The 23,498-nt window shown below is 68.4% G+C and carries 23 protein-coding genes and 1 pseudogene; 8 read left to right on the top strand and 16 right to left on the bottom strand.

The features are described 5' to 3' along the window. The first annotated feature begins 23 nt into the window (after positions 1–23). Together NB3_RS10750 and NB3_RS10745 are read left to right on the top strand one after the other, a co-directional pair. Positions 24–1,493, top strand: coding sequence for a glutamate synthase subunit beta (locus NB3_RS10750; protein WP_067800334.1), 1,470 nt, complete (start codon positions 24–26; stop codon positions 1,491–1,493). A gap of 341 nt (positions 1,494–1,834) precedes the next feature. After that, the gene (locus tag NB3_RS10745) at positions 1,835–2,734 is read left to right on the top strand and encodes a cutinase family protein (protein ID WP_067800331.1); all 900 of its coding nucleotides are present in this window, start codon (positions 1,835–1,837) and stop codon (positions 2,732–2,734) included. Between the two features lie 66 nt (positions 2,735–2,800). Here NB3_RS10745 and NB3_RS10740 read toward each other — a convergent pair whose 3' ends face one another. From NB3_RS10740 to NB3_RS10730, 3 genes are all read right to left on the bottom strand, one after another. After that, positions 2,801–3,187 (bottom strand): hypothetical protein, encoded by a 387-nt coding sequence (locus NB3_RS10740; RefSeq protein ID WP_157111698.1) that lies wholly within the window; start codon positions 3,185–3,187, stop codon positions 2,801–2,803. 247 nt (positions 3,188–3,434) lie between these two features. Beyond that, positions 3,435–3,773, bottom strand: a complete 339-nt coding sequence (locus NB3_RS10735) for a hypothetical protein (protein ID WP_067800324.1) — start codon at positions 3,771–3,773, stop codon at positions 3,435–3,437. A gap of 113 nt (positions 3,774–3,886) precedes the next feature. Continuing rightward, positions 3,887–4,501, bottom strand: coding sequence for a histidine phosphatase family protein (locus tag NB3_RS10730; protein ID WP_067800321.1), 615 nt, complete (start codon positions 4,499–4,501; stop codon positions 3,887–3,889). A gap of 88 nt (positions 4,502–4,589) precedes the next feature. On the opposite strand from NB3_RS10730, the gene NB3_RS10725 reads away from it, so the two are divergent. Then, positions 4,590–5,168: a Uma2 family endonuclease gene (locus tag NB3_RS10725; protein WP_067800318.1), complete on the top strand. Its 579-nt coding sequence runs from the start codon at positions 4,590–4,592 to the stop codon at positions 5,166–5,168. A 181-nt stretch (positions 5,169–5,349) separates the two neighbouring features. Here the strand turns inward: NB3_RS10725 and NB3_RS10720 are convergent, their stop codons facing one another. Both NB3_RS10720 and lysX read right to left on the bottom strand, forming a co-directional pair. Beyond that, positions 5,350–5,562, bottom strand: coding sequence for a hypothetical protein (locus NB3_RS10720; RefSeq protein ID WP_039794184.1), 213 nt, complete (start codon positions 5,560–5,562; stop codon positions 5,350–5,352). A 101-nt stretch (positions 5,563–5,663) separates the two neighbouring features. Then, complete coding sequence (gene lysX / locus NB3_RS10715) at positions 5,664–8,987, bottom strand: bifunctional lysylphosphatidylglycerol synthetase/lysine--tRNA ligase LysX (RefSeq protein ID WP_067800315.1); 3,324 nt, start codon at positions 8,985–8,987, stop codon at positions 5,664–5,666. Between the two features lie 303 nt (positions 8,988–9,290). Between lysX and NB3_RS10705 the strand changes: the two genes are divergently transcribed. Further along, positions 9,291–9,509, top strand: coding sequence for an RNA-binding S4 domain-containing protein (locus tag NB3_RS10705; RefSeq protein ID WP_039794186.1), 219 nt, complete (start codon positions 9,291–9,293; stop codon positions 9,507–9,509). A 36-nt stretch (positions 9,510–9,545) separates the two neighbouring features. On the opposite strand, the gene rraA is transcribed toward NB3_RS10705, so the two are convergent. The 9 genes from rraA to NB3_RS10660 all read right to left on the bottom strand — a co-directional run bounded on the left by rraA (position 9,546) and on the right by NB3_RS10660 (position 15,458). Beyond that, positions 9,546–10,034 (bottom strand): ribonuclease E activity regulator RraA, encoded by a 489-nt coding sequence (rraA, locus tag NB3_RS10700; RefSeq protein WP_067800308.1) that lies wholly within the window; start codon positions 10,032–10,034, stop codon positions 9,546–9,548. A 475-nt stretch (positions 10,035–10,509) separates the two neighbouring features. Beyond that, positions 10,510–10,875: a DUF5313 family protein gene (locus NB3_RS10695; protein ID WP_067800305.1), complete on the bottom strand. Its 366-nt coding sequence runs from the start codon at positions 10,873–10,875 to the stop codon at positions 10,510–10,512. A 50-nt stretch (positions 10,876–10,925) separates the two neighbouring features. Then, the gene (locus tag NB3_RS10690) at positions 10,926–11,300 is read right to left on the bottom strand and encodes a DUF5313 family protein (RefSeq protein WP_067800302.1); all 375 of its coding nucleotides are present in this window, start codon (positions 11,298–11,300) and stop codon (positions 10,926–10,928) included. Positions 11,301–11,523: 223 nt separating this feature from the next. Beyond that, positions 11,524–11,970 (bottom strand): SRPBCC family protein, encoded by a 447-nt coding sequence (locus NB3_RS10685; RefSeq protein ID WP_067800300.1) that lies wholly within the window; start codon positions 11,968–11,970, stop codon positions 11,524–11,526. A gap of 101 nt (positions 11,971–12,071) precedes the next feature. Beyond that, positions 12,072–12,980: a CopD family protein gene (locus NB3_RS10680; protein ID WP_067800482.1), complete on the bottom strand. Its 909-nt coding sequence runs from the start codon at positions 12,978–12,980 to the stop codon at positions 12,072–12,074. A 50-nt stretch (positions 12,981–13,030) separates the two neighbouring features. Next, a complete protein-coding gene (locus NB3_RS10675; protein ID WP_084486116.1) occupies positions 13,031–13,570 on the bottom strand; it encodes a copper resistance CopC family protein in 540 nt (179 codons plus the stop codon). Next, the gene (locus NB3_RS10670) at positions 13,567–14,223 is read right to left on the bottom strand and encodes a YcnI family copper-binding membrane protein (protein ID WP_067800297.1); all 657 of its coding nucleotides are present in this window, start codon (positions 14,221–14,223) and stop codon (positions 13,567–13,569) included. Before NB3_RS10670 ends, NB3_RS10675 begins: the two co-directional genes overlap by 4 nt. A gap of 39 nt (positions 14,224–14,262) precedes the next feature. Continuing rightward, positions 14,263–14,799, bottom strand: a complete 537-nt coding sequence (locus NB3_RS10665) for a hypothetical protein (RefSeq protein ID WP_067800294.1) — start codon at positions 14,797–14,799, stop codon at positions 14,263–14,265. A 14-nt stretch (positions 14,800–14,813) separates the two neighbouring features. Next, complete coding sequence (locus NB3_RS10660; RefSeq protein ID WP_067800479.1) at positions 14,814–15,458, bottom strand: DUF6474 family protein; 645 nt, start codon at positions 15,456–15,458, stop codon at positions 14,814–14,816. 859 nt (positions 15,459–16,317) lie between these two features. On the opposite strand from NB3_RS10660, the gene NB3_RS10655 reads away from it, so the two are divergent. From NB3_RS10655 to NB3_RS10645, 3 genes are all read left to right on the top strand, one after another. Beyond that, the gene (locus NB3_RS10655; protein ID WP_157111712.1) at positions 16,318–17,925 is read left to right on the top strand and encodes a TM0106 family RecB-like putative nuclease; all 1,608 of its coding nucleotides are present in this window, start codon (positions 16,318–16,320) and stop codon (positions 17,923–17,925) included. Positions 17,926–17,951: 26 nt separating this feature from the next. Further along, on the top strand, positions 17,952–19,910 hold the full coding sequence (gene htpG, locus NB3_RS10650) for a molecular chaperone HtpG (RefSeq protein ID WP_067800291.1): 1,959 nt from the start codon (positions 17,952–17,954) through the stop codon (positions 19,908–19,910). 174 nt (positions 19,911–20,084) lie between these two features. Beyond that, positions 20,085–20,903, top strand: a complete 819-nt coding sequence (locus tag NB3_RS10645; protein ID WP_067800288.1) for a class I SAM-dependent methyltransferase — start codon at positions 20,085–20,087, stop codon at positions 20,901–20,903. A gap of 54 nt (positions 20,904–20,957) precedes the next feature. Here NB3_RS10645 and NB3_RS10640 read toward each other — a convergent pair whose 3' ends face one another. After that, positions 20,958–21,725, bottom strand: a complete 768-nt coding sequence (locus tag NB3_RS10640; RefSeq protein WP_067800284.1) for an SDR family NAD(P)-dependent oxidoreductase — start codon at positions 21,723–21,725, stop codon at positions 20,958–20,960. 188 nt (positions 21,726–21,913) lie between these two features. On the opposite strand from NB3_RS10640, the pseudogene NB3_RS36550 reads away from it, so the two are divergent. After that, positions 21,914–22,129: pseudogene (locus NB3_RS36550) on the top strand (TetR/AcrR family transcriptional regulator); the annotation flags it as partial. A 322-nt stretch (positions 22,130–22,451) separates the two neighbouring features. Here NB3_RS36550 and NB3_RS10630 read toward each other — a convergent pair. Then, positions 22,452–23,228: a TMEM165/GDT1 family protein gene (locus NB3_RS10630; protein ID WP_084486114.1), complete on the bottom strand. Its 777-nt coding sequence runs from the start codon at positions 23,226–23,228 to the stop codon at positions 22,452–22,454. Between the last annotated feature and the right edge of the window lie 270 nt (positions 23,229–23,498).

Genomic DNA, 23,498 nt, shown 5'->3' with positions numbered 1-23,498 from the left:
CTGTGACCATTCGGGGGCCGCTCGTGGCTGACCCCCAGGGTTTTCTGAAGCACACCGAACGGGAACTGCCCAAGCGGCGCCCGGTGCCGTTGCGCCTGATGGACTGGAAAGAGGTCTACGAGGAGAACTTCTCCCACGAGACCTTGCGTACCCAGGCCAGCCGGTGCATGGACTGCGGTATCCCGTTCTGCCACAACGGCTGCCCGCTGGGGAACCTGATCCCCGAGTGGAACGACCTGGTCTACAAGGACCGCTGGCGGGAAGGCATCGACCGGCTGCACGCGACCAACAACTTCCCGGAGTTCACCGGGCGGTTGTGTCCCGCGCCGTGCGAGGCGTCCTGCGTGCTCGGCATCAACCAGGATCCGGTCACGATCAAGCAGGTCGAGGTCGAGATCATCGAGAACGCCTTCGACGAGGGCTGGGTGACCCCGGTCTACCCGACCCGCCTCACCGGCAAGAAGGTCGCCGTCGTCGGTTCCGGTCCGGCCGGTCTGGCCGCGGCGCAGCAGTTGACCCGCGCCGGGCACACCGTGACCGTGTTCGAGCGGGCCGACCGCATCGGCGGTCTGCTGCGCTACGGCATCCCGGAATTCAAGATGGAGAAGCGCTTCATCGATCGCCGTCTCGCGCAGATGGAGGCCGAGGGCACCATCTTCAAGACCGGTGTGAACGTTGGCGTCGACATCACCGCCGAGCAGTTGCGCGAGCAGTTCGACGCGATCGTGCTGGCCGGTGGCGCCACGCTGGCGCGTGACCTGCCGATCCCCGGCCGCGACCTGGACGGCATCCACCAAGCCATGGAGTTCCTGCCCTGGGCCAACCGGGTGCAGCACGGCGACGACGTCACCGACGAAGAGGGACTGCCGCCCATCCACGCGAAGGGCAAGAAGGTCGTCATCATCGGCGGCGGCGACACCGGCGCCGACTGCCTCGGCACCTCGCACCGCCAGGGCGCGGCCAGCGTGCACCAGTTCGAGATCATGCCGCGCCCGCCGGAGGAGCGCGCCGCGTCCACCCCGTGGCCGACCTACCCCCTGATGTACCGGGTGTCCTCGGCGCACGAGGAGGGCGGCGAACGGGTGTTCTCGGTGAACACCGAGCGTTTCGTCGGCGCGGACGGCAAGGTGACCGGCCTGGAGGCGCACGAGGTCAAGATGGTCAACGGCCGCTTCGAGAAGGTCGAGGGCACCGACTTCACCCTCGAGGCCGACCTGGTGCTGCTGGCCATGGGTTTCGTCGGTCCCGAGAAGCCGGGTCTGCTCACCGATCTCGGCGTCGGCTACGACCAGCGCGGCAACGTGCAGCGCGACAAGAACTGGGCGACCAACGTGCCCGGCGTCTTCGTCGCCGGTGACATGGGCCGCGGCCAGTCGCTCATCGTCTGGGCCATCGCAGAGGGCCGCGCCGCGGCCGCGGGCGTGGACCGGTACCTGGAAGGCGAGACCGCCCTTCCGGCGCCGATCACCCCCACCATGGTGGCTCAGCGCTAGGTCCCCTCTCTTACCGGAGCGGAAACGAAAGGCGCCTGTGGACAACTCGTCCACAGGCGCCTTTTTCGCGTTCGAATCGGACCATTCAGTCCTCGATTCCCGGCCGCGGGTCGCCCCGCCGACGGAAATCCGACACACTACGGGGTTCGAATGGCATTGCGGCGGGCGTGGCCTTATTGTGATCTCCGGCGTGCTGCTGATCTTGGGATGTGGTTGTGAGTGCACGTCATCCGGTCGGGTGACTTGTGTTCACCCGGCGTGCACTGGAACGACATCCAGTGCGGTCAGCATGGACGCGGCAACTCGGCGGGACGTTCGACGAGGGCGAGGTTTGGAGCGGTATGCAGTGGAAGAAGGTCGTCGCGGCTCTGGGCGCGTCCGCGACCGTGATGTCCGGCTTGGTTTTCGGTAGCGGTTCGGCGACCGCCGCGCCCGGTTGCCCGAGCCTGTACGTGGTGGCGATCCCGGGTACCTGGGAGACCGGGCACGAGAAGAACCCGCAGCCGGGCATGCTGGCCGGCGTCACCCGTGGCCTGCCGTCCTCGGCGGAGGTCGACTACGTGACCTACGCCGCGACCGCCTTCCCGTGGGAGGGCGAGGTTTACGGCAACTCCAAGAAGGAAGCGGTCGACAACGCGCGCGGCCTGATCGCGAACATGGCCCAGCAGTGCGGCGCGACCAAGATCGCGCTGGTCGGCTACAGCCAGGGCGCGGACGCCGCCGGTGATCTGGCCGCCGAGATCGGCACCGGCCTCGGTGTGGTGCCGCCCGACCGGATCGCCGGTGTCGGCCTGATCTCCGATCCGCGTCGTTCGCCCACCGACATCCAGGTCGGCCCGGTCGCGCCGGGCGCGGGCGCCGGTGGCCCTCGCGTCGGCGGCTTCGGGTGGGTCAGCGATCGCACCCGCACCATCTGCGCGCTCGACGACCTGTACTGCGCCACCGCGACCGAGGACTTCGTCACGCGCTTCGCCGGATTCCTCGCCCAGGCTTCGGACGCCAACCCGGCCAACATGTGGCGCTACCAGATCGAGGCGGGCAACATCCTCGGCGACCTGATGAGTTCGGGTGGTGTCCCCGTACTCCAGTCGCAGCTGACCGACTCGGCCAACCAGCAGCGGGTCAAGGACCTGGAGCGTTTCTACAAGTCCCAGGCGCACACCTTGTACGGCAGCTACCCCGTCGGTGGCGGCCAGACGGCGATCTCCTGGATGCACAACTGGATCGCGGGCATGGCCTGAGCGAGCACCGAAACCACAGGGCCCACCTCCGAACTCGGAGGTGGGCCCTTTTCGATGTGGTGGGGGCTAGCTGGAGCCGGTGGGCGGAAGCACATGGAAAAAGTGCCTCTGCCGCGGGCCATCCAGCCACGGTCCGCCGTCCGGGCCGTCGTGCCGTTCGAAGTGTTCGAAATGACGAGGGCCATCCGGCCCGTCATGCCGTTCGAAACGTTCGAAATGACGAGGGCCGCCGTCGATGTCGGCGCCCTGCTGCGGCGCGTCCACCAGCTGGATCTGGCCCTGATCGGCGGGGGTTTCCGCGGACGCGGTCGCGGCGAAGGCCGCGAGCGGGACGGTGACGAGCGCGCCTGCGGCTGCTATTCCGGCCAGACGCCGCAGCGGCGTAACGGTTTTGGAGAGCGACACGGGATTCCTTCCTCTCGAACCGTGAGCCACTGTCTGCGAGCGGCTCACCGGTCCTATCGAAGATTTCGTCGCTGGGACATCGGTGCGATGGGCCTGGCAATCGGCTGTGAATGTGCGGCGCGATGTTGCGCTGCAATGGATCCCGGACGTGCCTCTTCTTGCTGGCGTCGGCAGTGCGACAGCCGAAGCCTGGGCGCCCAGCTGGATCGCATGAATGGCTGGGCAGGCGCCGAAACCCGCAGGGCCCGCCTCCGAACTTCTGGAGGCGGCCCCTGCGGTTTCGATGGGGTCGTGACTAGCTCGACCCGGTCGGCGGCAGGAACTGCTGCTGCGGCGCCGGGCCGTCCTGCCGTGGGCCGTCGTTCGGTCCACGGCCGGGTCCGTTGTCGGGACCATGCCCTGGGCCGTTGTCCGGTCCACGGCCCGGATCGTCGTGCCGTCCGTCCCGGTCGAAATCGCGGTCGTGGTCGGCGACCTGCTGCGGTGCGTCCACGACCTGCACCACGCCCGGCGCTACCGGGGTTTCGGCGGACGCGGTCGTCGCCAGAGCGGCCAGGGGGACGGCGATCAGCGCGCCGGCGACGGCCACGCGGGCCAGACGCCGCAGCGGCGTGGCAGTTTTGAAAAGCGACACGGAATTCCTTTCGTTCGGATCGCGGGCCGCCGATCGGAGCGGCTCACGTGTCCTATCTCAGATTCCGTGACTGGGACACCGGTTCGATACGCCTGGCAATCGGCTGTGAGTGCTCAGCGCCCGGCGATATTGCGCGGCAGCAGATCCCAGACGTGCCCGTTCTCGTTGACGGTCGCGGCCGTGCGGCGGCCGGTGCGGGAGAACAGGACGCGGGTGATCGAGCAGTAGTCGATGGGGAAGGTCAGCGGCCGCTCCAGCCCGAGGACCTCTTGCAGCAACACGTTGATCACGCCGCCGTGCGCGAACACCACGACCGTGTCGGCCGGATCGGTGGCCGCGACGATACCGGTGACCGCGGCATGCACCCTGGCTTTGAACGCCGCACCGTCCACCTGCACCGGAAGATGTCCGGCCTTGATCCGGTCGTAGGCGTCGCGGAACTCGACCTTGGCGTCCTCGATGGGGATGTAGGCCGGGAGATCGCGATCGTATTCGGCGAGGTCGTCGACGACCTCGACGCCGAGCCCCAGTTTCGCGGCGGTCGGCGCGGCCGTCTCCCGAGCCCGGCGCTGCGGGCTGCTCACCACCCGGGAAATCCGGTGATGACCGAGCGCCGCAGGCACCCGCTCGGCCTGCTCCAGCCCCACCGGGGCCAACTCCGGATCGGCCGGCCCACCCGAACTGAGCATCCGGACCGGCTGGGCATGGCGAACGAGAATCAACTGCACCCGCCCCACTCTGCCGGATGCCCTCGCTCCCCTCCATCCGGCCCCATCGGCCCTCCGTCCAGCCCATCAGGGGTGACATACTCGAACCATGACCGTCGAGCCGTTTCCGCAGTGGCTGCGCCCGCCGCCGGGCGGGTTCGTCGCCGAGGATCTCGATCGCCTGCCAGACCTTCCCCCGCACACCGAGCTGATCGACGGGAGTCTCGTCTTCGTGAGCCCGCAGGCGAAGTTCCACATGCTGGCCATCACGCTGCTCGACTCCGTGCTCCGTCATTTCGCCCCGGCACACCTACGGGTGCGGCGGGAAATGACGGTGACGCTCGGACGGGACCAGCGGCCGGAACCCGACCTGGTCGTCATCCACGCCGACCGTGACGGTGGTCCCGAGCTCACCTCGTATGTTGCCGATGACGTCGTCCTGGCAGTAGAAGTGGTGTCGGCGGAATCTCGCACCCGGGATCGGGAGCGCAAGCCGCAACTGTATGCCCGAGCGGGAATCGCGCACTTCTGGCGAGTCGAGAACGTCGATGGCCGCCCGGTCGTCTACGTCTACGAATTGGACCCGGCCACGAAGACCTACGCGCTTACCGGAATTCACCATGATCGCCTGAAGCTGACCGTGCCGTTCGATCTGGATATCGATCTCACCGAGATCGATCGGCTTTAGAAACGATCGGTTCGGCTTCGGCCGAGCGCTCCAAGGCATTCATTCGGTCGAACCAAGGGCACCCGCACGGACGGATCGCGGTGCTGTGGAGACTGCGTACGAGCGTGCTTCAGACCACGGCAACGGTGGTGCGAATCGACGGCCCGGTTCGCACGGGCCGAGCCGAGCCGTCGAAGTGCCGTCAGTTGTTCTTCCTGCGCTTGGTCAGCAGGTAGATGCCGCCGATGATGAGCGCGACCACCAGCAGGCAGCAGAGCGCGCCGATGATCAGGCCGCCGCCGCCCCGGCTCTTCTTCTTTTTGGCGGCCAGCTCGAGCGCTGAGTTCCAGGTATCGGGGCTCGCCCACACGGAATGGTCCAGCAGACTGGCGTTCGTCAGCAGGTCAAGGTACATATCGGAACCCCTTTGGTGTAGCGGCCTCCTCCCGGGGCCGAAACTCCAAGGGTAGCGGTCCGATTCGATCGATGCGTACCCTTCCGGATCGAAGGTTCGCGTCAGCGTGGTTTCACCAAGGGGAACGGCAGTGTCTCGCGAATGCTGCGTCCGGTGATCAGCATGACGACGCGGTCGACACCCATGCCGAGCCCGCCGGTCGGCGGCATGGCGTGCTCGAGCGCCTGCAGGAAGTCCTCGTCGAGTTCCATCGCCTCCGGATCACCGTTGGCGGCGAGCAGTGACTGCTCGGTGAGCCTGCGGCGCTGCTCGACGGGGTCGGTGAGTTCGCTGTACGCGGTGCCGAGTTCGACGCCCCAGGCGACCAGGTCCCAGCGTTCGGTCACGCCGGGGATGCTGCGGTGCTGTCTGGTCAAGGGGGACACCGAGGTCGGGAAGTCGATGTAGAAAGTCGGCTCCTCGGTGCGGGATTCGACCAGGTGCTCGTACATCTCCAGCACCACCTGACCGGCGTCCCAGCCGTGCTGATAGGGCACCTCGGCCTTCTCGCACAGCGCGCGCAACTCCTCGACATCGGTCTCGGGGGTGATCTCCGCGCCGACCGCGTCCGACACCGCGCCGTGCACCGTCCGCACCCGCCACTCGCCGGAGATGTCCACCTCCTCGAAGGTCCCGTCGCCCTTGGGCCGCATGGCCACCATGGCGCCGTTGGCCGCGATCGCGGCGTTCTGGATCAGCCTCCGGCAGGTGTGCATCATGCGCTCGTAGTCGCTGTGCGCCTCGTAGGCCTCGAGAATGGTGAACTCGGGATTGTGGCTGAAGTCGACGCCCTCGTTGCGGAAGGTGCGCCCGATCTCGAACACCTTCTCCATGCCGCCGACGCACAGCCGCTTCAGATACAGCTCGGGGGCGATCCGCAGGTACAGGTCGAGGTCGTAGGCGTTGATGTGGGTGAGGAACGGCGTCGCGTTGGCGCCGCCGTGCACCTGTTGCAGGATCGGCGTCTCCACTTCCAGGTAACCCAAAGAGTTCAGCGAGTCACGCAGCGAGCGCACCACCGCGCTGCGCTTGGCCAGCACTTCGCGGATCTCGGTGTTGATCGCCATGTCGACGTAGCGCTGCCGCACCCTGGCCTCGGGATCGGCCAGCCCTTTCCACTTGTCGGGCAACGGGTGCAGGCATTTGCCCAGCATCCGCCAGTCCGCCGCGAGCAGCGACAGCTCGCCGCGCCTGCTGGCCCCGATCTGGCCGCTCACCTCGATCAGATCGCCCAGATCGAAGAACTCGCCGAACTCGGCGCTGCGTGCGGCGCCGACCCGATCGCGATCGATGACCAGCTGGATGTCGTCGGTCCAGTCCCGGACCACCGCGAAGATCACGCCGCCGTAGTCGCGGATGCGCAGCAACCTGCCGCAGACCCGGACCGTGGTGCCGCGCGGGGAACGCCGCGCGTCGGCGACCGTATGCGTCGGCGGGTAGGCGACCGGATAGGGATCGATGCCGGATTCCGCCAGCCGAGCCAGTTTGTCCATCCGAACTCGGACCTGTTCCGGCCTGCGCGGCAATTGTTCGGTGCCCTCGAGTTCGGGTAGGTCCGGCGGGCTACCGTCGGCGTGCAGACCCGTCACCGTGGCGGGCACCGCGACATGCTCGCCGGTGTGGATCGCGGTGTCCGGCTCCTTGCCGAAGCGCGGCAGGAAGCCTTCGGCCAGCGCGCTGGCCATCGCGACCCGTGGCAGCTGCCTGCGCTCTTCGAACAGGAAGAACCGGGGCACCCAGTGCGGCTGGTACTTCACATTCGAGCGATACAGCGCCTCCAGCTGCCACCAGCGGGAGAAGAACAGCAGCACGCCGCGCCACAGACGCAGCACGGGACCGGCCCCGATCCGGCCGCCCTCCTCGAACACCGAGCGGAACACCGCGAAGTTCAGCGACACCTTGGTGATGCCGTACAGCTCCGAGTTCAGCGCGAGCTGCGAGATCATCAGCTCCATCACGCCGTTGGGACCACCTGGATCGCGGCGCATCAGCTCCAGCGATACGCCGGTGCGTCCCCACGGCACCAGCGACAGCATGCCGAGCACCCGGTCCTGCGGATTGACCGCCTCCACCAGCAGACAATCGCCGTCCAAGGCGTCGCCCAGTCTGCCGAGCGCCATCGAGAACCCGCGTTCGGTCTCGGTGTCGCGCCAGGCATCGGCGCGGGCGATGATCCGGGGGAACTCCTCGGCGGGGATATCGCGATGCCTGCGGATGCGGACCACGACACCGTGCTTGCGCAGCCGGTTCGCGGCCTGGCGGACCGGCTTCATCTCCGGTCCGGCCAGCGAGAAGTTCCTGGTGTCCAGAATGGCCTCGTCACCGAGACGCAGCGCGGACAGGCCCGCGCGCCGGTACGCCGTCGCACCGAGTTCACTGGCGCCCATCACCGCGGGCGCCCAGCCGAATTGATCGGCCTGACGCAGCCAGGCATCGATGGCCTGCGGCCACGCCTCGCGGATGCCGATCGGGTCGCCACTGGCCAGCGAGACGCCCAGTTCCACCCGATAGGTCACCGCCGCCTTGCCGCTCGGGGCGAACACCACCGCCTTGTCCCTGCGGGTGGCGAAGTAGCCGAGCGAATCCTCCACGTCCGAGCGCTCCAGCAGCCCGCGCAGCGCCGACTCGTCGGTGCCGGTCATCGCGTTCGCCGCGCGTTGCGAACGCAACAGGATGATCACCGCCGCCAGCAGTGCGATCGCGCCGAACAGGCCGAGCAGGAAGTTGACGAACGGTCGCGGATGTCCGTCGAAGCGCTCGTTCTCCGCCAGCACCGCCGCGGTCACCCGGTAGACCGCCCACCCCGGCCGCTGCAGGCCCGGCGGAAGACTGCCGGGGAACAGTTCCACCAGTCCCCAGCCCAGCAGCGCGCCGATCGCCAGGCCACCGACCAGCACGCCGAGCGCCTTCCACCCGGCGCCGCGGCGCACCTTGGTGTAGAACTCCGGCCACGCCGCGATGAGCACGCCGATCACTGCCGCGTGCAGCACCATCGCCACCAGCGCGTTTATGCTGCCGCGCTCGGCGAAGGCGATGGCATTGACCACCGTGTAGATCGCGAGATAGCCGATCAGCAACCACCAGGCAATTCGTTTGCGGCTGGTGATCGCACCGGCTGTCAGCCCGACCACCAGCGCCCACATCAAGTTCGTGTCGGGGGCGTCGAAGTAATAGGTATCGATATAGCGGCGCGGCACCTGGGTCAGGAAACGCAGCGCGGGCGAGAGGCTCCAGAGGAAGCACAGCACCGCGAATACACCGAGCGTCAACCCCGCGATATGCGGCACTTCCGAAAGGCGTCCGTGACCACGGTGTGGAACCGGCGGAGTCGGTTTATCCGCGGGTGGCGCGGTGTCGAGGTGTTGCTGGGCTTGCGTGGAGGTCACGGAACCAGTGTGTACGTGAGTGTGTCGGATTTGCCAAGCCTGCGGCGCGCGTGTTTGTGCGGTGTTCGCGCGGCCCCGAGTCCGGCGCGGTCCGTTTCCCGGCGGGGAGGCTCGACGACGATCTTTCGTGATTCCGTGCCGACCTGTGCGGAGCGACCGGCCGAATCGGCGGGAATTAGGTGCATGCGGTGGAGACGGTCCGATTTCTGCGCGGAGCGAGCGTGCGGCATAAGTTGCCCGGAGATCGCTGGGAAGCTGGGTCGGTGTGCGGCGAGTTCGGATGGGGGAGTAAGTATTCAACCCATGTCGGAACCAGTCGAAGTACCGATCGATGACGACGTTATTCGGCTCGGCCAGTTTCTGAAGCTGGCCAACCTGATCGATTCCGGTTCGGAGGCGAAGACGGTGATCGCCGCCGGATTGGTGCGGGTGAACGACGAGGTGGAACTGCGGCGCGGCAGGCAATTGCACATCGGTGATGTGGTCGCGCTCGCCGGTCACAAGGCGATCGTGTCCGCCTGAGCGCCCGGACGGATCCGGCCGCGCCGCCGGACCGGCTCAGTCCTCGGCGCGCACCACGATGCCGTCGTGATCGCTGTAGAGCACGTCGCCGGGGACGAAGGTGACCCCGCCGAACTCCACCGGAACGTCGCGCTCGCCGCTCCCGGTCTGCGTGCTCTTGCGCGGGTTGGTGCCCAGCGCCTTGATGCCGATGTCCAGGGTGCGCAGGATGGCGGAGTCGCGAACGGCGCCGTTGACGACGACGCCGGCCCAGCCGTTCTCGACACCGCGCCCGGCGATGATGTCGCCGACCAGCGCCGTGTGCACGCTGGCGCCGCCGTCGACCACCAGCACCTTGCCCTCGCCCGGCTCGCCGAGCGTCTGCTTGACCAGCATATTGTCCTGGAAGCAACGGATCGTGGTGATGCGTCCGGAGAACGCGGCACGCCCGCCGAACTGGATGAACTGCGTGTCGCAGCTGCGGATCTCCGGTCCGATCTCATCGGCCAGGTCGGCGGTGGCGATTACATTCTGCGATTCGGGCATGGGGTTATTTTCCAGCGCCCGCGCAGCTGAGCGTTCGCGGGGCTGTGTTTGTTTTTCCAGCGCCTGCGGCGCTGGGTGTTCGCGGCCCTCTTGTGGCTCGCGTTTACGCGACCGCCGCTTGCTCCTTCGTCGCGTGCGCGGCGGCCGCGTAAACGCGAGCCGGGCCGCGAACGCGGATGCTCGGTCTCGCTTCGCTCGGAACCGGTGGTGGGGGTGCGCTGGGCGCGTAGGTGTCCCAAGTCCGGACTCGGTGTGCGCGGATGAGGGTAGTGCTGTCAGGGCGGTCAGCGGACATCGCCCGGCGCTGACCTAGCGGTCGTTCGGATGGGAGCCGGGCGGCGATTGGGATGCTGTGGTCGGCCCGGCTTCGATGCTGCGACGGCGAGGTTCAGGATTGCGGATGGGTCGGATTCGAGCCGTGACACATCTTCGCGCGTGGGCTCTCGACGCGCGTGCTTCTCATCGATCGGCGGCGTTATCTGTGGCCGTAGCGCAGTTCGTACAGGTCGCGGTCGTGTTCGGTGCACTTGCCGTGGTCGACCAGTTCGGGGTCGAGGCCGTGCTGGAACAGGCGGAAGCGGCGCCAGACGTAGCTCAGCGCGACCGTGAAGACGACCAGCGGGACGATCATCATCACGATCAAGCCGATCTTCAGGGGCATCGGCCCGGGGAACAGCAGCACCAAGGCGAGGAGCGGGAGCATCGGCCCGATGAAACGGACGAGATAGCGCTCCATGGCCCCGTGTCCGACGAGGTCGTGAATGACCCACTCGTGCAGCTCCTCGGGGAGCTCGCGGCCCAGATCGTAGGCGACCCGTTGCCTGAAGGTGGGGGTTTTCATGCCTCTAGGCTATGCCTGTGATATAAGCCACCGCCAGGTCTCGATACGGGTCAACCGCGTCCGTGTCTGCGCTCGTAGTCCAGGCGTTCGCGCTCGCCACGCCTGCGGGCGTCGGCGTCCGCCAGCGCGGGGTCGAGACCGTGCTTGATCAGCCGATGACGTCGGTAGACGTACAGCAGCGCCACCGTGAAGTAGATCAGCGGGATGTACAGCAGCGCCATCATCGCAAGACCCATCCACAACGGACCGGGCAGTAACAGGAACAGCATCAGCGCCGGAAGCACCGGCACCAGGAATCGCAAAAGGTAACGCCGCGTAGCGCCCGGTCCGACCAGATCCTCCCGCACCCAATCGGACATCGATGCGGGCAGGGTCCGGCCGAAAATGTAACCGATCCGCTGTCCGAACGAGGGTGTAGCGCTCACGTCACAAGCATCCCGACCTGGCCGTCAGCCGCGCAACCGGGGCGCTATTCGAAGGGGCGTGGCTCAACTGCGGGTTTCGAGCGAAGCGAGACCGAGCATGTTCCGTTCGCGGCCCGGCTCGCATCCGAGTGGCCGCCGCGTCCGCGACGAAGTCGCCAGCGGTGGTCGCTCGGATGCGAGCCATAACGGGGCCGCGAACACCCAGCGCCGCAGGCGCTGGAAATCAGGCACCGAAGGCGGCTATTTGAGTGACCAAGTTGTTCGTCGTGTGCTGCACGGCGATCTTGACGAACGGCTCGATGGTCTTCCCGAGCGCTCGCCCGGCCAACCCACCGGGCACCCGGTAGTCCACGATCGCGTCGACGGTGCACAACCCGTCGCCCAACGCATGGAACAAGAAGGTGGACTCGACCTCGAAACCCTTGATCGACTCGACGCCGATGGCGAAGTCCTTCTCCCAGCGGACCACGCGGATCCGCGACTTCAGCGAGGCGGGCCCCAGCTTCATGTGCCCGTCGAAGGTGGCGCCGACGCCCTCGGTCTGCTCGCCGACCGGAGTGAAGGACTGGATACCGTGCAGGAACCGCGACAGGTTCCGATAGTCGTTCACGTAGGCGAACGCGGACTCCGCCGAGGCAGCGCAATCCTCGACGATCTTCACTTCGGTCATGCGCAGACCATAACGGTGCGGTCGGACGTGGCATGTCCTCAGCCCGCGCAAGGCCGGAGCGAAGGCGGAGGTACGCATAACCGGGGGCACGGCGACGCGGCTCAGGCTGTCACCGCGAGGGCCGCCGCCAGGCCGAAGGCCAGCGCCATCACGACCACCTCGGCCACCGCGCGGCGCAGCGAGTCCTTCGCGTCCATCCGGTGGTCGGCCGCCTTCGGCACCCAACTGCGCCGCCACCACCAGCCGAGCGCGAGCAACCCGAGCAGCACCACGGTCTTGGCGAGCAGAATCCGGCCGTAACCGGTGCTGACGAACGGAGCGAACCCACCGACCCGGATCAACCCGTTGAGCAGCCCCGTCACCGCCACGACCGCCACCAGCGGCAACGCCACCGCCGAATACCTCGGCAGCACCACCGCCCACTCGCCGCGGGTGCGCACGACCAGCGCCAGCGCGACCAGCAACCCGAACCAGGCGCCCGCCGCCAACGCGTGCACCGCCGCGAGCACCGACCCGAACGCCTGCTGCGACATGTGGCCGGTGATCGGCCGCAACGCCAGCGCGACCGCCGCGAACACCAGCACCAGATCGGCGGAGGCGGACTCGGGCCGCCGGAAGGCCAGCGCCGACCCACCGGCCACCGTCGCGACGCCGACCAGAATGGCGAGCCCGACCTGTCCGCCGCTGACGTCGACCAGATAGGTGCCGAACTCACCCGCGCCCAGTTCCCGTACCGGAACGCCAACCACCTCGGCCGCCTCGAAGATCAACACGGCGAATTCCGCGACCGCCCAGATCCCGGCGAGCACCGCCAGCAGCCGCCACGGTGTCCGTGAGCGCGGCGCGACCCTGGGCAGCGCGGCCAATCCCAGCGCGGTGGCACCGACGCCGTCGGCCACCACCCGGACCACGGCCTCACCTGGCAGCGGGCCCGGCAGGATCAGGATCCAGGCGAGTGCGACGCCGAGCAGCCCGGCCGGGACGGTCATGAGCACCGCCGGCCACGGCATCCGGCCGGGGGCGCGCCGAGCGCAGTCCCGGCCGCCGGTCTTCACGTCGCTCACCGCTTCTGGCCGCGGCTCCTGCCGCCGAACAACGCGAACGCGAGCCCGCCACCGAACAACACGACCGCGCCGACGACGAACACCCACAGCGGAATCCCGTCCGAGCCGTCCGAGCTGTCGTTCGCCTTCGCGTTCGGTTTGGGTCCGGGCGTGCCGTTACCCGGCTTGCTGAGCGTGAAGTGCCGCTTGCCGCTGACCGGGTGCCCGTCGGCGGAGGTCACCCGATAGGCGATGGTGTATTCGCCGGCCGGGCCCAGCTCGCCGAGGGCGACGCTGACCGTCTTGCCCTCGACCACCGGATCACCCTTCGACCACAGATTGCCGTCCGGCCCGACGACGGTGAGTGACGGGAAGCTGGGCTGGAGTTCCTCGTTGAACGTGACACTGGCGCGGTCGGGACCCGCGTCCACGGTCGCGTTGTCCTCCGGGACGCTTCCGGTGGCCGCGGAGTGCGCGGCGGCGACTCCGGTCGCGGCGATGCCGAATCCGAGCAGGAACAGGCTCGCCACCAGGGTGGCGAGGAGGCGGCGGTTCATGCGCGCCGCCCGCGGATCACGGTGCCGACGCCGAGGGCGACACCGAGCAGGCCGAGCGCGAGACCGATCCCGCCGAGCCAGCGGGCGGTGTCGTCTTCGTGCTCATCGTCCTCGTCCGCGGCCTCGCTGCTCACCTTGTGCCCGTCCGCGTGGTCCTTCGCGGCGGCCAGGGTGAGCGACGGGGCCGGATGCTCGGGTTCGTCGCCGTCCTTCTGGACCGGCTGATCCCAGCTGACCACCTTGCCGTCGGAGTAGGTCTGCTTGGCGGGGAAGCTCACCGAATCCAGCGCGGGCAGCGGGCCGACGGATACCGCGAAACGCTGGAACTGACCGGGCGGGATGCCCGGCGCGCCGGGATCGGCGGTCCAGGTGATCGCGGTGACTTCCTTCTTGTCGTTGCGTTCGACCTTCGCCGACCAGCCGGGAAGCGGCTCGGTCCGAGCGGATTTCAGGTTGGGCACGGTGACGGTGAGCGCGGTGGTGCTCGCGGTGTCCGATTCGGTGGGCACCCGGAAGGTGGCGACGGCGTATCCGCCTTGTGCCGCGCCGGGCGCGTCCACCGTGACGTGTGCTCCTGCGGCGCCGCCTGCGAGCAGAACGAGTGCGGTTGTCGCGACCGTCGTCGTGACGGCGCGCGAGATCGAGTTGGGCATGCTGAGGTCTCCTGTGCGGAAGGAAGGGGTGTCGGAGGGTCAGACCGACACCGGCGGCGCACGAGGCCCGCGGTCGCCCAGCGAAACGCAGCGATAGAGGGGGAGGCCCGGGGCGGCCGAGAGCGGCGCGCCTGCGATGCGCGCCCGCCGCGGCGGAGCGAATATCACGCGCAGTGCACCGGAGGCGGCGGCGAAGAGCCGCTCGGCGAGGACGATGAGAGCCGCGCAACCGGCCGTCGCGACGGTGTGCGCGAACAGCATCCATCCCGTCGGCAGCGCGGAAGTCGTTGCGCCGTCGGCGGTTCCGGAATGATCGTGGCCCACCAGCACCGACAGCGCCGCGTGGCTCAGCAGCTGGCCCGCGCCGAGCAGCCCGGCCACGACGGACGGGCGTGCGCACGCCCGTGCGGTCGCCGCGGCCGAGCCGGCTCCGGCGGCGATCAGCAACAGCAGCGTCAGCTCGGCGGAGCCGGGCGCACCGCCGCCCGCCGCACCGTGGGCGGCCACGGCGAGCACGCCGACGAGCACGCCGACCAGGCCGCCACGCAGGTGGCCGGTGATCGGGTGCGCGGACATCGGGTCGGGGAAGCTCAGCGTACGCCGAGCCGGGCGAGGATGTCCGACTCGATCCCGGACAGCTCGTGGGAGATCGACGCGTGCACCGAACGGCGGCGATTGGCCGGCATCTGGTCGGAGGTGTGCACGGCCGCCGTCAGGCTGCCGAGGCGGTCCTTGGTCGCGGCGACGAACTTCTGGGTCTCGCCCTTGTCCTTGCCGTTCTGCGAGCCGATCTTCTCCAGCGCCGCTTCGGCGTTCGTGATCCGCGCTTGCAGTTTGGCGCCGTGACCGGTGAAGTCGCCGAGCTGGTCGATGCCGACGCCGAGCTGCTGGGCGCGGCGGGTGTCGAGCTGCCCGCGCAGGAAGGTCGCGCCCCGGTAGGCGAGCGGAGCGAGCACCGGGATGAGCACCCGGGCCACGCCGAGGTATTTCTTCACCTGACCGGCGCTGAACGGATCGCGTTCGGCCTTGGCCGCCACCTTCAGCGCGGCCTTCTCCTCGGCCTGGAATGCCGCGATCTGCGCCTTGGCGACCTTGCGCTGGGTGCGGGCCTCGGCGCGGCGCGCCTTGCGGTCGTTCTTCGCGACGAGCTTGGCCTCCATCGCGGCCTTGTGCTTGAGGGCTTTCGCCTCGGCCCTGCGGCTCGGCCGCCGCTTGCGCTTCGTGAACAACCCCATCGAAGGCCCTCCGTCATGCTGGTTCACCATGGCAGTACGACGCCGGGGAAGCCCGTCCGCCCATGTCACACGCTTTGCCGACACCCTATCGGTTCCACACCGTCAGCTGCGAGGGTAGTGCGCCTCGCCCGCTGGCGATTCCCAGCGCCGCCGAGCGATCGCTCCGCCGAACTCCCGTCTTCACCCGACGTCTGCCGACCGGCGCCCATCGGTCACGCCGCACATCGTCCACAAACAGCAGCGATGCCGGAACCACGCAGCCGGGGCAGCGAGTTGGCTGGAAGCGAAATGGCTCTGTGGGGGTGGGATCGACGCAACTGGCGGGTGGCCTGCGGTGCGGCCTTGCCGCGATACACGCCCACCCCAGCCTGGCTACGTCTTGCGAGCGAAGAAGACCGAGAACCACCCCAGTTCCAAGTAGGTGACTTCATCACGCGCGGCCCGACGCGATGGGCAACGGGCAATGGGCGAGCGGCGAATATCGAGGTTGCCGACCGCCCAACGCGCTCAGCGCACCGCAACCCCGGCTTTCGAGCGAAGCGAGACCGAGCATCCGCCGTTCGCGGCCCGGCTCGCGTCCGAGTGGCCGCCGCGTCCGCGACGAAGTCGCCAGCGGCGGTCGCTCGGACGCGAGCCATGAAAGGGCCGCGAACACGCCGCGACGCAGTCGCGGCCAAACCAACACAGGCGCTGAAGTTCAACACTGTCGGGGTAGGGGACCATACTGCTTAGCGTGGATTCGGACATCGGTGACCGGGATGGTGGCAAGCGCAACGGGACGGCCGTGGATCGAGCCACCGACGTGCCGACCGCCTTCATCGATGCGAGGGCACTGATCGGCTGCCGCCATCGCCTGCGGATGGACGCCTCGCACCCGGAGGCACTGACGGGACTCGTCGAGGACGCGGGCGTACGCCAGCGCAGGGACGCCGCGGCCGCGCACCGCGCCCGGGTACGCGACGCGCTGGTCGGCGCGGACCCCGATGCCTGGGTGGTGATCGATGCCGGGCTGCGCGCCGCCGAGCGTGCCGAGGCGACGATGCGCGCGTGCCGAGCAGGCGCACGGCACATCTGGGGTGGACTGCTGCCGCAGGAGCCGGACACCGGCAGGCGCGGAGGTTCGGAGATCCTGTTGCGCGACGCCGACCGCGGCGGCTACATCCCGATCATCGTGGTGAACCACAAGGTGACCGATCCGCGGCAACCCGAGCCGGCCGATTTCCACCCCACCACCTCCGACCCGTATCACTGGGACCCGCAACCGGATCCGCGCCGCAAACTCCGCCAGCAGCCCCGCGACCAGCAGCGGCTCGCCCATCTGCACCGGATGCTGCAACGGCACGGCCTGGCCAGCCCCGCGCTGGTCGGCGGCGTCATCGGTTTCGACTTCGATCGCATCCTGGTGCACGACCTGGCGCCGCTGCTGGCCGATTACGACCGCCGCTACGCCGACCGGATCGCGGTGGTGCGCGGCGAGCTGCCCACCGTCCCGTCGAAGGTGCCCGAGTGCAGGCAGTGCCCGTGGTGGACGCGCGGGATCGACGGCCCGAGCTGCGAGAGCTGGCTGATCGAGCATCGCGACGTCAGCTTGGTCGCGCCCGGCTCCCGCGCCGAGGTGCTGCGCAGGCACGACGTCGAGACCATCGACGAGCTCGCCGCCTGGGTGGGCGATGAGCCGGAGGACTGGCAGCACGGCCCGTTCGACGAGGCCGTGGTCACCGCGCGAGCGTGGATCGCGGGCGCACCGCTGGTGCGGCGGGTCGAGCGGGTGTGGGTGCGGCGGGCGGACGTGGAGGTCGACGTCGATCTGGAGAGTTTCCAGGAGCACGGCGCGTACCTGTGGGGGACGCTGCTGAACGGCGTGTACCGCCCGTTCGTCACCTGGGATCCGCTGCCCACCGAGGACGAGGGCCGCTCCTTCGGCGAGTTCTGGACCTGGCTGATGACGGTGCGCGCCGAGGCCGCCGCGGCGGGCAAAACGTTCGCCGCGTACTGCTATTCGCGCACGGCGGAAGACAAGTGGCTGTACGAGTCGGCGCGCCGGTTCGCGGGCCGCCCCGGCGTGCCGACGGTGGAGCAGGTGCGCGCGTTCGTGGACGGCCCGCAATGGGTGGACATGTTCCAAGCCGTCTCCGATCAGTTCATCTGCCCGAACGGCAAGGGACTGAAGAAGATCGCCCCGGTCGCCGGGTTCTCCTGGCGCGATCCCGAGGCGAGCGGCGAGGCGTCGATGAGCTGGTACCGGCTCGCGGTCGGTTACGACGGCGCGGCGCCCGACGCGAGCCAGCGCACCCGGTTGCTGGAGTACAACGAGGACGACGTGCGCGCCACGCAAGTGCTGCGGGAGTGGATGACCACCCGCGCCGACGCGGAGGTCGCCGGTCTCGCCGATTTCCGGCAAGCGCCCGATGCGCGGTCGCACGGGACGGTCGCGGGTTACGCGGTGGCGCCACCTTCGGCTCCGTAGTCCGCGCGCGGCGGTACCATCGCGACGTGACAGAGCACGTCGAACAACTCGAGTTCCAGGCAGAGACCCATCAGCTGCTCGAGCTGATGATCCATTCCGTCTACTCCAACAAGGACACCTTCCTGCGGGAGCTGATCTCGAATTCCTCCGACGCGCTGGACAAGCTGCGGCTGGAGTCCTTCCGGGACAAGGATCTGCACGTCGACACCTCCGACTTGCACATCGAGCTGGAGGTCGACAAGGACAACCGGATCCTGACCGTCCGGGACAACGGCATCGGCATGTCGCGCGCCGAGGTCGTCGACCTGATCGGCACCCTCGCCAAGTCCGGTACCGCCGAGCTGCGCAGGAAGCTGAACGAAGCCAAGTCCGAGGCCGCCGCCGAGGAGCTGATCGGCCAGTTCGGCATCGGTTTCTACTCGACCTTCATGGTGGCCGACAAGGTCACGCTGACCACCCGCCGCGCGGGCGAGACCACCGGCACCCGGTGGGAGTCCACCGCGGGCAGCTCCACCTACACGATCGAAGAACTCGACGAGGCCCCGCAGGGCACGTCGGTCGCACTGCACCTCAAGCCGGTGGACGAAGAGGATCACCTCTTCGACTACACGCTGGAGTGGAAGCTGCGCGAGATCGTCAAGAAGTACTCCGACTTCATCTCCTGGCCGATCCGCATGCAGGTGGAACGCACCGTCACCGAGGGCGAAGGCGAGAACGCCGAGCAGAAGACGATCCTCGAGGACCAGACGCTCAACTCCATGAAGGCGCTGTGGACGCGACCCAAGAGCGAGGTCTCCGACGAGGAGTACAAGGAGTTCTACAAGCACGTCAGTCACGGCTGGGACGATCCGCTGGAGATCATCCCGCTGAAGGCCGAGGGCACGTTCGAATACCAGGCGCTGCTGTTCATCCCGTCGCACGCGCCGTTCGACCTGTTCACCCGCGAGCACAAGCGCGGCGTGCAGCTCTACGTGAAGCGGGTGTTCATCATGGACAACTGCGAAGAGCTCATGCCGGAGTACCTGCGCTTCGTCAAGGGTGTGGTGGACGCGCAGGACCTGTCGCTCAACGTCTCCAGGGAGATCCTGCAGCAGGACCGGCAGATCCAGATGATCCGCAAGCGTCTGGTGAAGAAGGTGCTGTCCACGGTCAAGGATCTGCAGGGCGCCGAGGACCAGACCAGTTACCAGACGTTCTGGAAGGAGTTCGGCCGCGTCCTGAAGGAGGGCCTGCTCTCCGACTTCGACAACCGCGACACCATCCTGCAGGTCTCCTCGTTCGCCTCGACGAACTCCGAGACCGAGCTCACCACGCTGGCCCAGTACGTGGAGCGGATGCCGGAGGGGCAGGACACCATCTACTACATGACCGGCGAGACCCGTCAGCAGGTCGAGAGCTCCCCGCATCTGGAGGCGTTCAAGGCCAAGGGCCGCGAGGTGCTGATCCTCACCGACCCGGTGGACGAGATGTGGGTCGGTTCGGTGCCGGAGTTCGACGGCAAGGCGTTCCAGTCCATCGCCAAGGGCGAGGTCGATCTGGAGACCGAGGAGGAGAAGAAGGCCTCCGAGGCGCTGCGCGAGCAGCAGGACAAGGACTTCGCCGATGTCCTGTCCTGGCTGGGCAAGACGCTGGAGCAGAACGTCAAGGAGGTGCGCCTGACCAACCGGCTCACCACCTCTCCGGCCTGCCTGGTCGGTGACGTGTTCGACTTCACGCCGATGCTGGAGCGGATGTACCGTGCCTCGGGGCAGGCACTGCCGGAGAGCAAGCGAATCCTGGAGCTCAACCCGACCCACCCGCTGGTCACCGGCCTGCGCGACGCGTACTCGGCCAAGAAGGACGAGGCCGACGCGGGCACGGCCACCGAGCTGTCGGAGACTGCCGAACTGCTGTACGGCACGGCGGTGCTCGCCGAGGGCGGTGAACTGAAGGATCCGGCGCACTTCGCGCACATCCTCACCGATCGGCTCACCCGCACCCTGTGAGTCCGCGCGACCGGAGGGCAACGACGATGTCCTCCGGTCGCGGCCGGTGCGGTCGGCGGCGTTTCGGCCATTTCGTGGTTACGGTGATCGGCGGGATGGCATATTCGCAGGACTGGGGAGTTCGCCCCCGGGTGGCGCGGTTAGATGTGGATGCCTGAAAGGATCGTCACAAACATGTCCGCAAACCCGCTTGCCGTCGCCGAGCCGTGGGATCTGGTCGCCGACGGATACGACGAGTTCGCACCCGCGATCATGCAACCGTTCTCGGCGCGGGCGCTCGAGTTCGCGTCGCTCTCGCCGGAATCCCGGATCGTGGACGTGGCGGCGGGGCCTGGCACCCTCAGCCTGCTGGCCGCGAGACAGGTGGCGCAGGTCGAGGCCATCGATTTCGCGGAGTCGATGATCGCGCGCCTGGCGAAGAACGCCGCTGCCGCCGGGCTGACGAATATCCGGGCGCGAGTGGGCGACGGGCAGGAGCTGCCGTACGAATCCGACCGGTTCGACGCCGGGTTCTCCATGTTCGGACTGATGTTCTTCCCGGACCGTGCCCGCGGATTCGCCGAGCTGTTCCGGGTGCTGCGGCCGGGTGGCACGGCGGTGGTGTCGAGCTGGGCGCCGATCGCGGACTCGCCGCTGATGCGGATGATGTTCGGCGCCTTGACCGCGGCCGACCCGGATATCCAGGAGCCGCAGCCGAACTTCCTGAGCCTGGAGAACCCAGAGGTCTTCGAATCGGAGATGCGCGGCGCCGGCTTCGAAGCCGTGTCCATCCAGCGGCATTCGATCGCGCTCACCTTCGGCAGCCCGGAGGAGATGTGGGAGACCATGGTGCGCAGCAGCGCCCCTCTGGAACTCATGCGCCACAACGTGAGCGCGGAGGTCTGGGCTCGGCGCGCCGCCGTCATGAAAGCGTTTCTCGCGGAGAAGTACCGGCCGCACTGCCCGTTGTCCACCACGGCCTACCTCGGCATCGGCCATAAGCCGCGGGAATGAGAACAGCGCGCGACCCTTCGGAAGGCCGCGCGCTGCCGGGACTGCGGAGCGGGATTACCGCGGCGCCATGCGCAGCGCGCCGTCCATGCGGATGGTCTCGCCGTTCAGGTAGTCGTGCTCGATGATGTACTGCGTCAACTGCGCGTACTCGTCGGGACGGCCCAGGCGGGACGGGAAGGGCACGCCCGCCTCGAGGCCCTTGCGGTACTCCTCGGTGACGCCGGCGAGCATCGGGGTGTCGATGATGCCGGGGGCGATGGTGTTCACCCGGATGCCGAACTGGGCCAGGTCGCGCGCGGCCGGAACGGTCATGCCGTGCACGCCGCCCTTGGAGGCCGAGTAGGCGATCTGGCCGATCTGGCCCTCGAACGCGGCGACCGAGGCGGTGTTGACGATGACGCCGCGCTGGCCGTACTCGTCCACGGCGTCGGTCTTGGCGATCGCGTCGGCGGCCAGCCGCATGACGTTGAAGGTGCCGAGCAGGTTGACCGTGATGACCGTGCGGAACAGTTCCAGGTCGTGCGGGCCGTTCTTGGACAGGATCCGGCCTGCCCAGCCGACACCGGCGCAGTTGACCACGATGCGCAGCGGAGCGCCGGACTCGACGACCTGCGCGACGGCCGCGCCGACCTCGTCGTTGCTGGTGACATCGGCGGGGATGAGGGTGACCCCGGCGGGCACGTTGTCGCCCGCGCGCTCGATCGACTGCGGTACATCCAGCCCGAAGACGGTGGCGCCGAGCTCGGCGAGACGCTTGGCGGTGGCGGCGCCGAGGCCCGATGCGCCTCCGGTGACAATGGCGGCGGAACCCGAAATCTCCACGATGGTCCTCTCGTTTGTGACAGCCAGTTGGCCCTTCGTCAATTTGCACCCTAACCGGTGCTCGGCGCGTGCCCCTGCACGGCTCCCGCGACTCGATCCCGGCGCGGGGCCTTTCCGGCAAGCCGGCGGAACCGACCGCGCAGAATGGAACCGCCCAGTCAGCTCGACCGAACAAGCGGAGTCACCGAATGACCGAATCGGCCATCAGCGCACGCCTGCCCCGGGGTAGGCACGGCCTGCCGCGGGAGCAGGTGATCGCCTCGCAGCGCGAACGAATCCTCGTCGCGACGGCGGAGGCGATGGCCGAGAACGGCTACATCGGAACATCGGTCGCGGCGATCCTCAAGCGGGCCTGCGTGTCGCGGGAGACGTTCTACGAGCAGTTCCGCTCCAAGGAAGACTGCTTCGAGGCGGCCTATCAGCGTGCGGTGCAGTTGTTGCTCGACCGGATCGCCGAGGCCACCGAGGCGGAAGACGCCGCGGCCGAGACGGGCGCCATCGCCCGCATGGACCGGATCCTGCGCGCCTATCTCCAGTACCTGGTGGACGACCCGGCCAGCGCGCGGCTGTTCTTGGTCGAGGTCTTCGCCGTCGGCTCCGCGGCCATCGCACGCCGGGCCCAGCTGCAAGAGCGGTTCGTCGAGTTGATCGCCGACGTGCTCGACGCGCGGACCGAATCGCAGCGTTTCGCCTGTCAGGCCCTGGCCGCGTCGGTCGGTTCGATGGTCACCGCTCGGATCGCGGCCGGGGACTCGGGTGGTCTGCTGGCGCTGCGGGAACCACTGCTGGATCTGTTGCGCCGGGGTGGCGGACTGTATGGAGCCGCGCTGGAGTCGAGCGCCGAGCCATCCGCGTGAGCAGCAGCGCGGCGCCTGCCAGCGCGGGAGCGAGCGCGGCGAGCCCGGCGACGGCCACGCCGCCGAGACCGGATGCGGTAGCGCCGAGCAGCGTCGCCGCGCCGAAGTAGAGGAACAGCAGGCCGGAACCGATGCCGATCGCGTGCTCCGGCAGGTGCTTGCCGACCAGGATGCCCACCGCGATGGCGAGCGCGTCGGCGGCGACCATGCCGATGGTCGAGCCGAGCCAGACGCCGGTCCAGTCGTAGTCCGTGGCCAGGGCGGCGGTCGCGAACATGGTGCGATCGCCCAGCTCGGCGAGCAAGAACGCGGACAGCACCACGAAGAACGGCGCACCGCCGAGCTTCGGCGTCTTCGGCTCCTGGTCCGCATCGCCGGTGCCGAAGTGCTCGCGCAGGGTCCACAGGCCAACGGCCAGGAAGGTGATGGCGGCGATCAGCGCGATCGCGGTGGTCGGCAGCGCCGCGCCGAGGAAGTAGCCGATGCCGACGGAGATCAGGTGCACCGCCGCGGAGGCGGTCGCGATGCCGCCGAGCACCACCCACCAGCGGTAGCGCAGCGCGAACGTCAGCGCCATCAGCTGCGACTTGTCACCGAGTTCGGCGAGGAAGACGACACCGATGGTCAGCAATGCGGTGGCGATCATGTATGGCTGCTCCCAGGTCTCCGGCCTGCCGACCGGAGAAACGGGGACGCTCCGGCCGACAACGAAAATGGTTGTCCAGGCCGAAGGTCTCGCCCACCGGCCTGATGCCGGTTCACACAGCCGGACCCGGCCCGAGCGGGCTCGGCGGATCAGTATGTCGACTGTGCGATTGGGGGCTACTCCCCTTCGCTGCCAGCGACTCTACCCGCCACGGCCTGCTCGTGCCAACCCGATGTAAGCGAAATCGCTATGCGCACAATAAGTTTGGCG

This window comes from Nocardia beijingensis NBRC 16342 (assembly GCF_001612785.1).
GTDB classification, from domain to species: Bacteria; Actinomycetota; Actinomycetes; order Mycobacteriales; family Mycobacteriaceae; genus Nocardia; species Nocardia beijingensis.
The sequence above is the reverse complement of the archived record's forward strand: the minus strand, read 5'-3'. Positions and strand labels throughout refer to the sequence as shown.

What these genes read in the sequence shown, in the direction of transcription:
- NB3_RS10745 (WP_067800331.1), top strand. Translation starts at nt 1,835, where the DNA reads ATGCAGTGGAAGAAGGTCGTCGCGGCTCTGGGCGCGTCCGCGACCGTG.
- NB3_RS10725 (WP_067800318.1), top strand. Translation starts at nt 4,590, where the DNA reads ATGACCGTCGAGCCGTTTCCGCAGTGGCTGCGCCCGCCGCCGGGCGGG.
- NB3_RS10720 (WP_039794184.1), bottom strand. Translation starts at nt 5,562, where the DNA reads ATGTACCTTGACCTGCTGACGAACGCCAGTCTGCTGGACCATTCCGTG.
- NB3_RS10705 (WP_039794186.1), top strand. Translation starts at nt 9,291, where the DNA reads ATGTCGGAACCAGTCGAAGTACCGATCGATGACGACGTTATTCGGCTC.
- rraA (WP_067800308.1), bottom strand. Translation starts at nt 10,034, where the DNA reads ATGCCCGAATCGCAGAATGTAATCGCCACCGCCGACCTGGCCGATGAG.
- NB3_RS10695 (WP_067800305.1), bottom strand. Translation starts at nt 10,875, where the DNA reads ATGAAAACCCCCACCTTCAGGCAACGGGTCGCCTACGATCTGGGCCGC.
- NB3_RS10685 (WP_067800300.1), bottom strand. Translation starts at nt 11,970, where the DNA reads ATGACCGAAGTGAAGATCGTCGAGGATTGCGCTGCCTCGGCGGAGTCC.
- NB3_RS10680 (WP_067800482.1), bottom strand. Translation starts at nt 12,980, where the DNA reads ATGCCGTGGCCGGCGGTGCTCATGACCGTCCCGGCCGGGCTGCTCGGC.
- NB3_RS10675 (WP_084486116.1), bottom strand. Translation starts at nt 13,570, where the DNA reads ATGAACCGCCGCCTCCTCGCCACCCTGGTGGCGAGCCTGTTCCTGCTC.
- NB3_RS10670 (WP_067800297.1), bottom strand. Translation starts at nt 14,223, where the DNA reads ATGCCCAACTCGATCTCGCGCGCCGTCACGACGACGGTCGCGACAACC.
- NB3_RS10665 (WP_067800294.1), bottom strand. Translation starts at nt 14,799, where the DNA reads ATGTCCGCGCACCCGATCACCGGCCACCTGCGTGGCGGCCTGGTCGGC.
- NB3_RS10660 (WP_067800479.1), bottom strand. Translation starts at nt 15,458, where the DNA reads ATGGGGTTGTTCACGAAGCGCAAGCGGCGGCCGAGCCGCAGGGCCGAG.
- NB3_RS10655 (WP_157111712.1), top strand. Translation starts at nt 16,318, where the DNA reads ATGGACGCCTCGCACCCGGAGGCACTGACGGGACTCGTCGAGGACGCG.
- NB3_RS10645 (WP_067800288.1), top strand. Translation starts at nt 20,085, where the DNA reads ATGTCCGCAAACCCGCTTGCCGTCGCCGAGCCGTGGGATCTGGTCGCC.
- NB3_RS10630 (WP_084486114.1), bottom strand. Translation starts at nt 23,228, where the DNA reads ATGATCGCCACCGCATTGCTGACCATCGGTGTCGTCTTCCTCGCCGAA.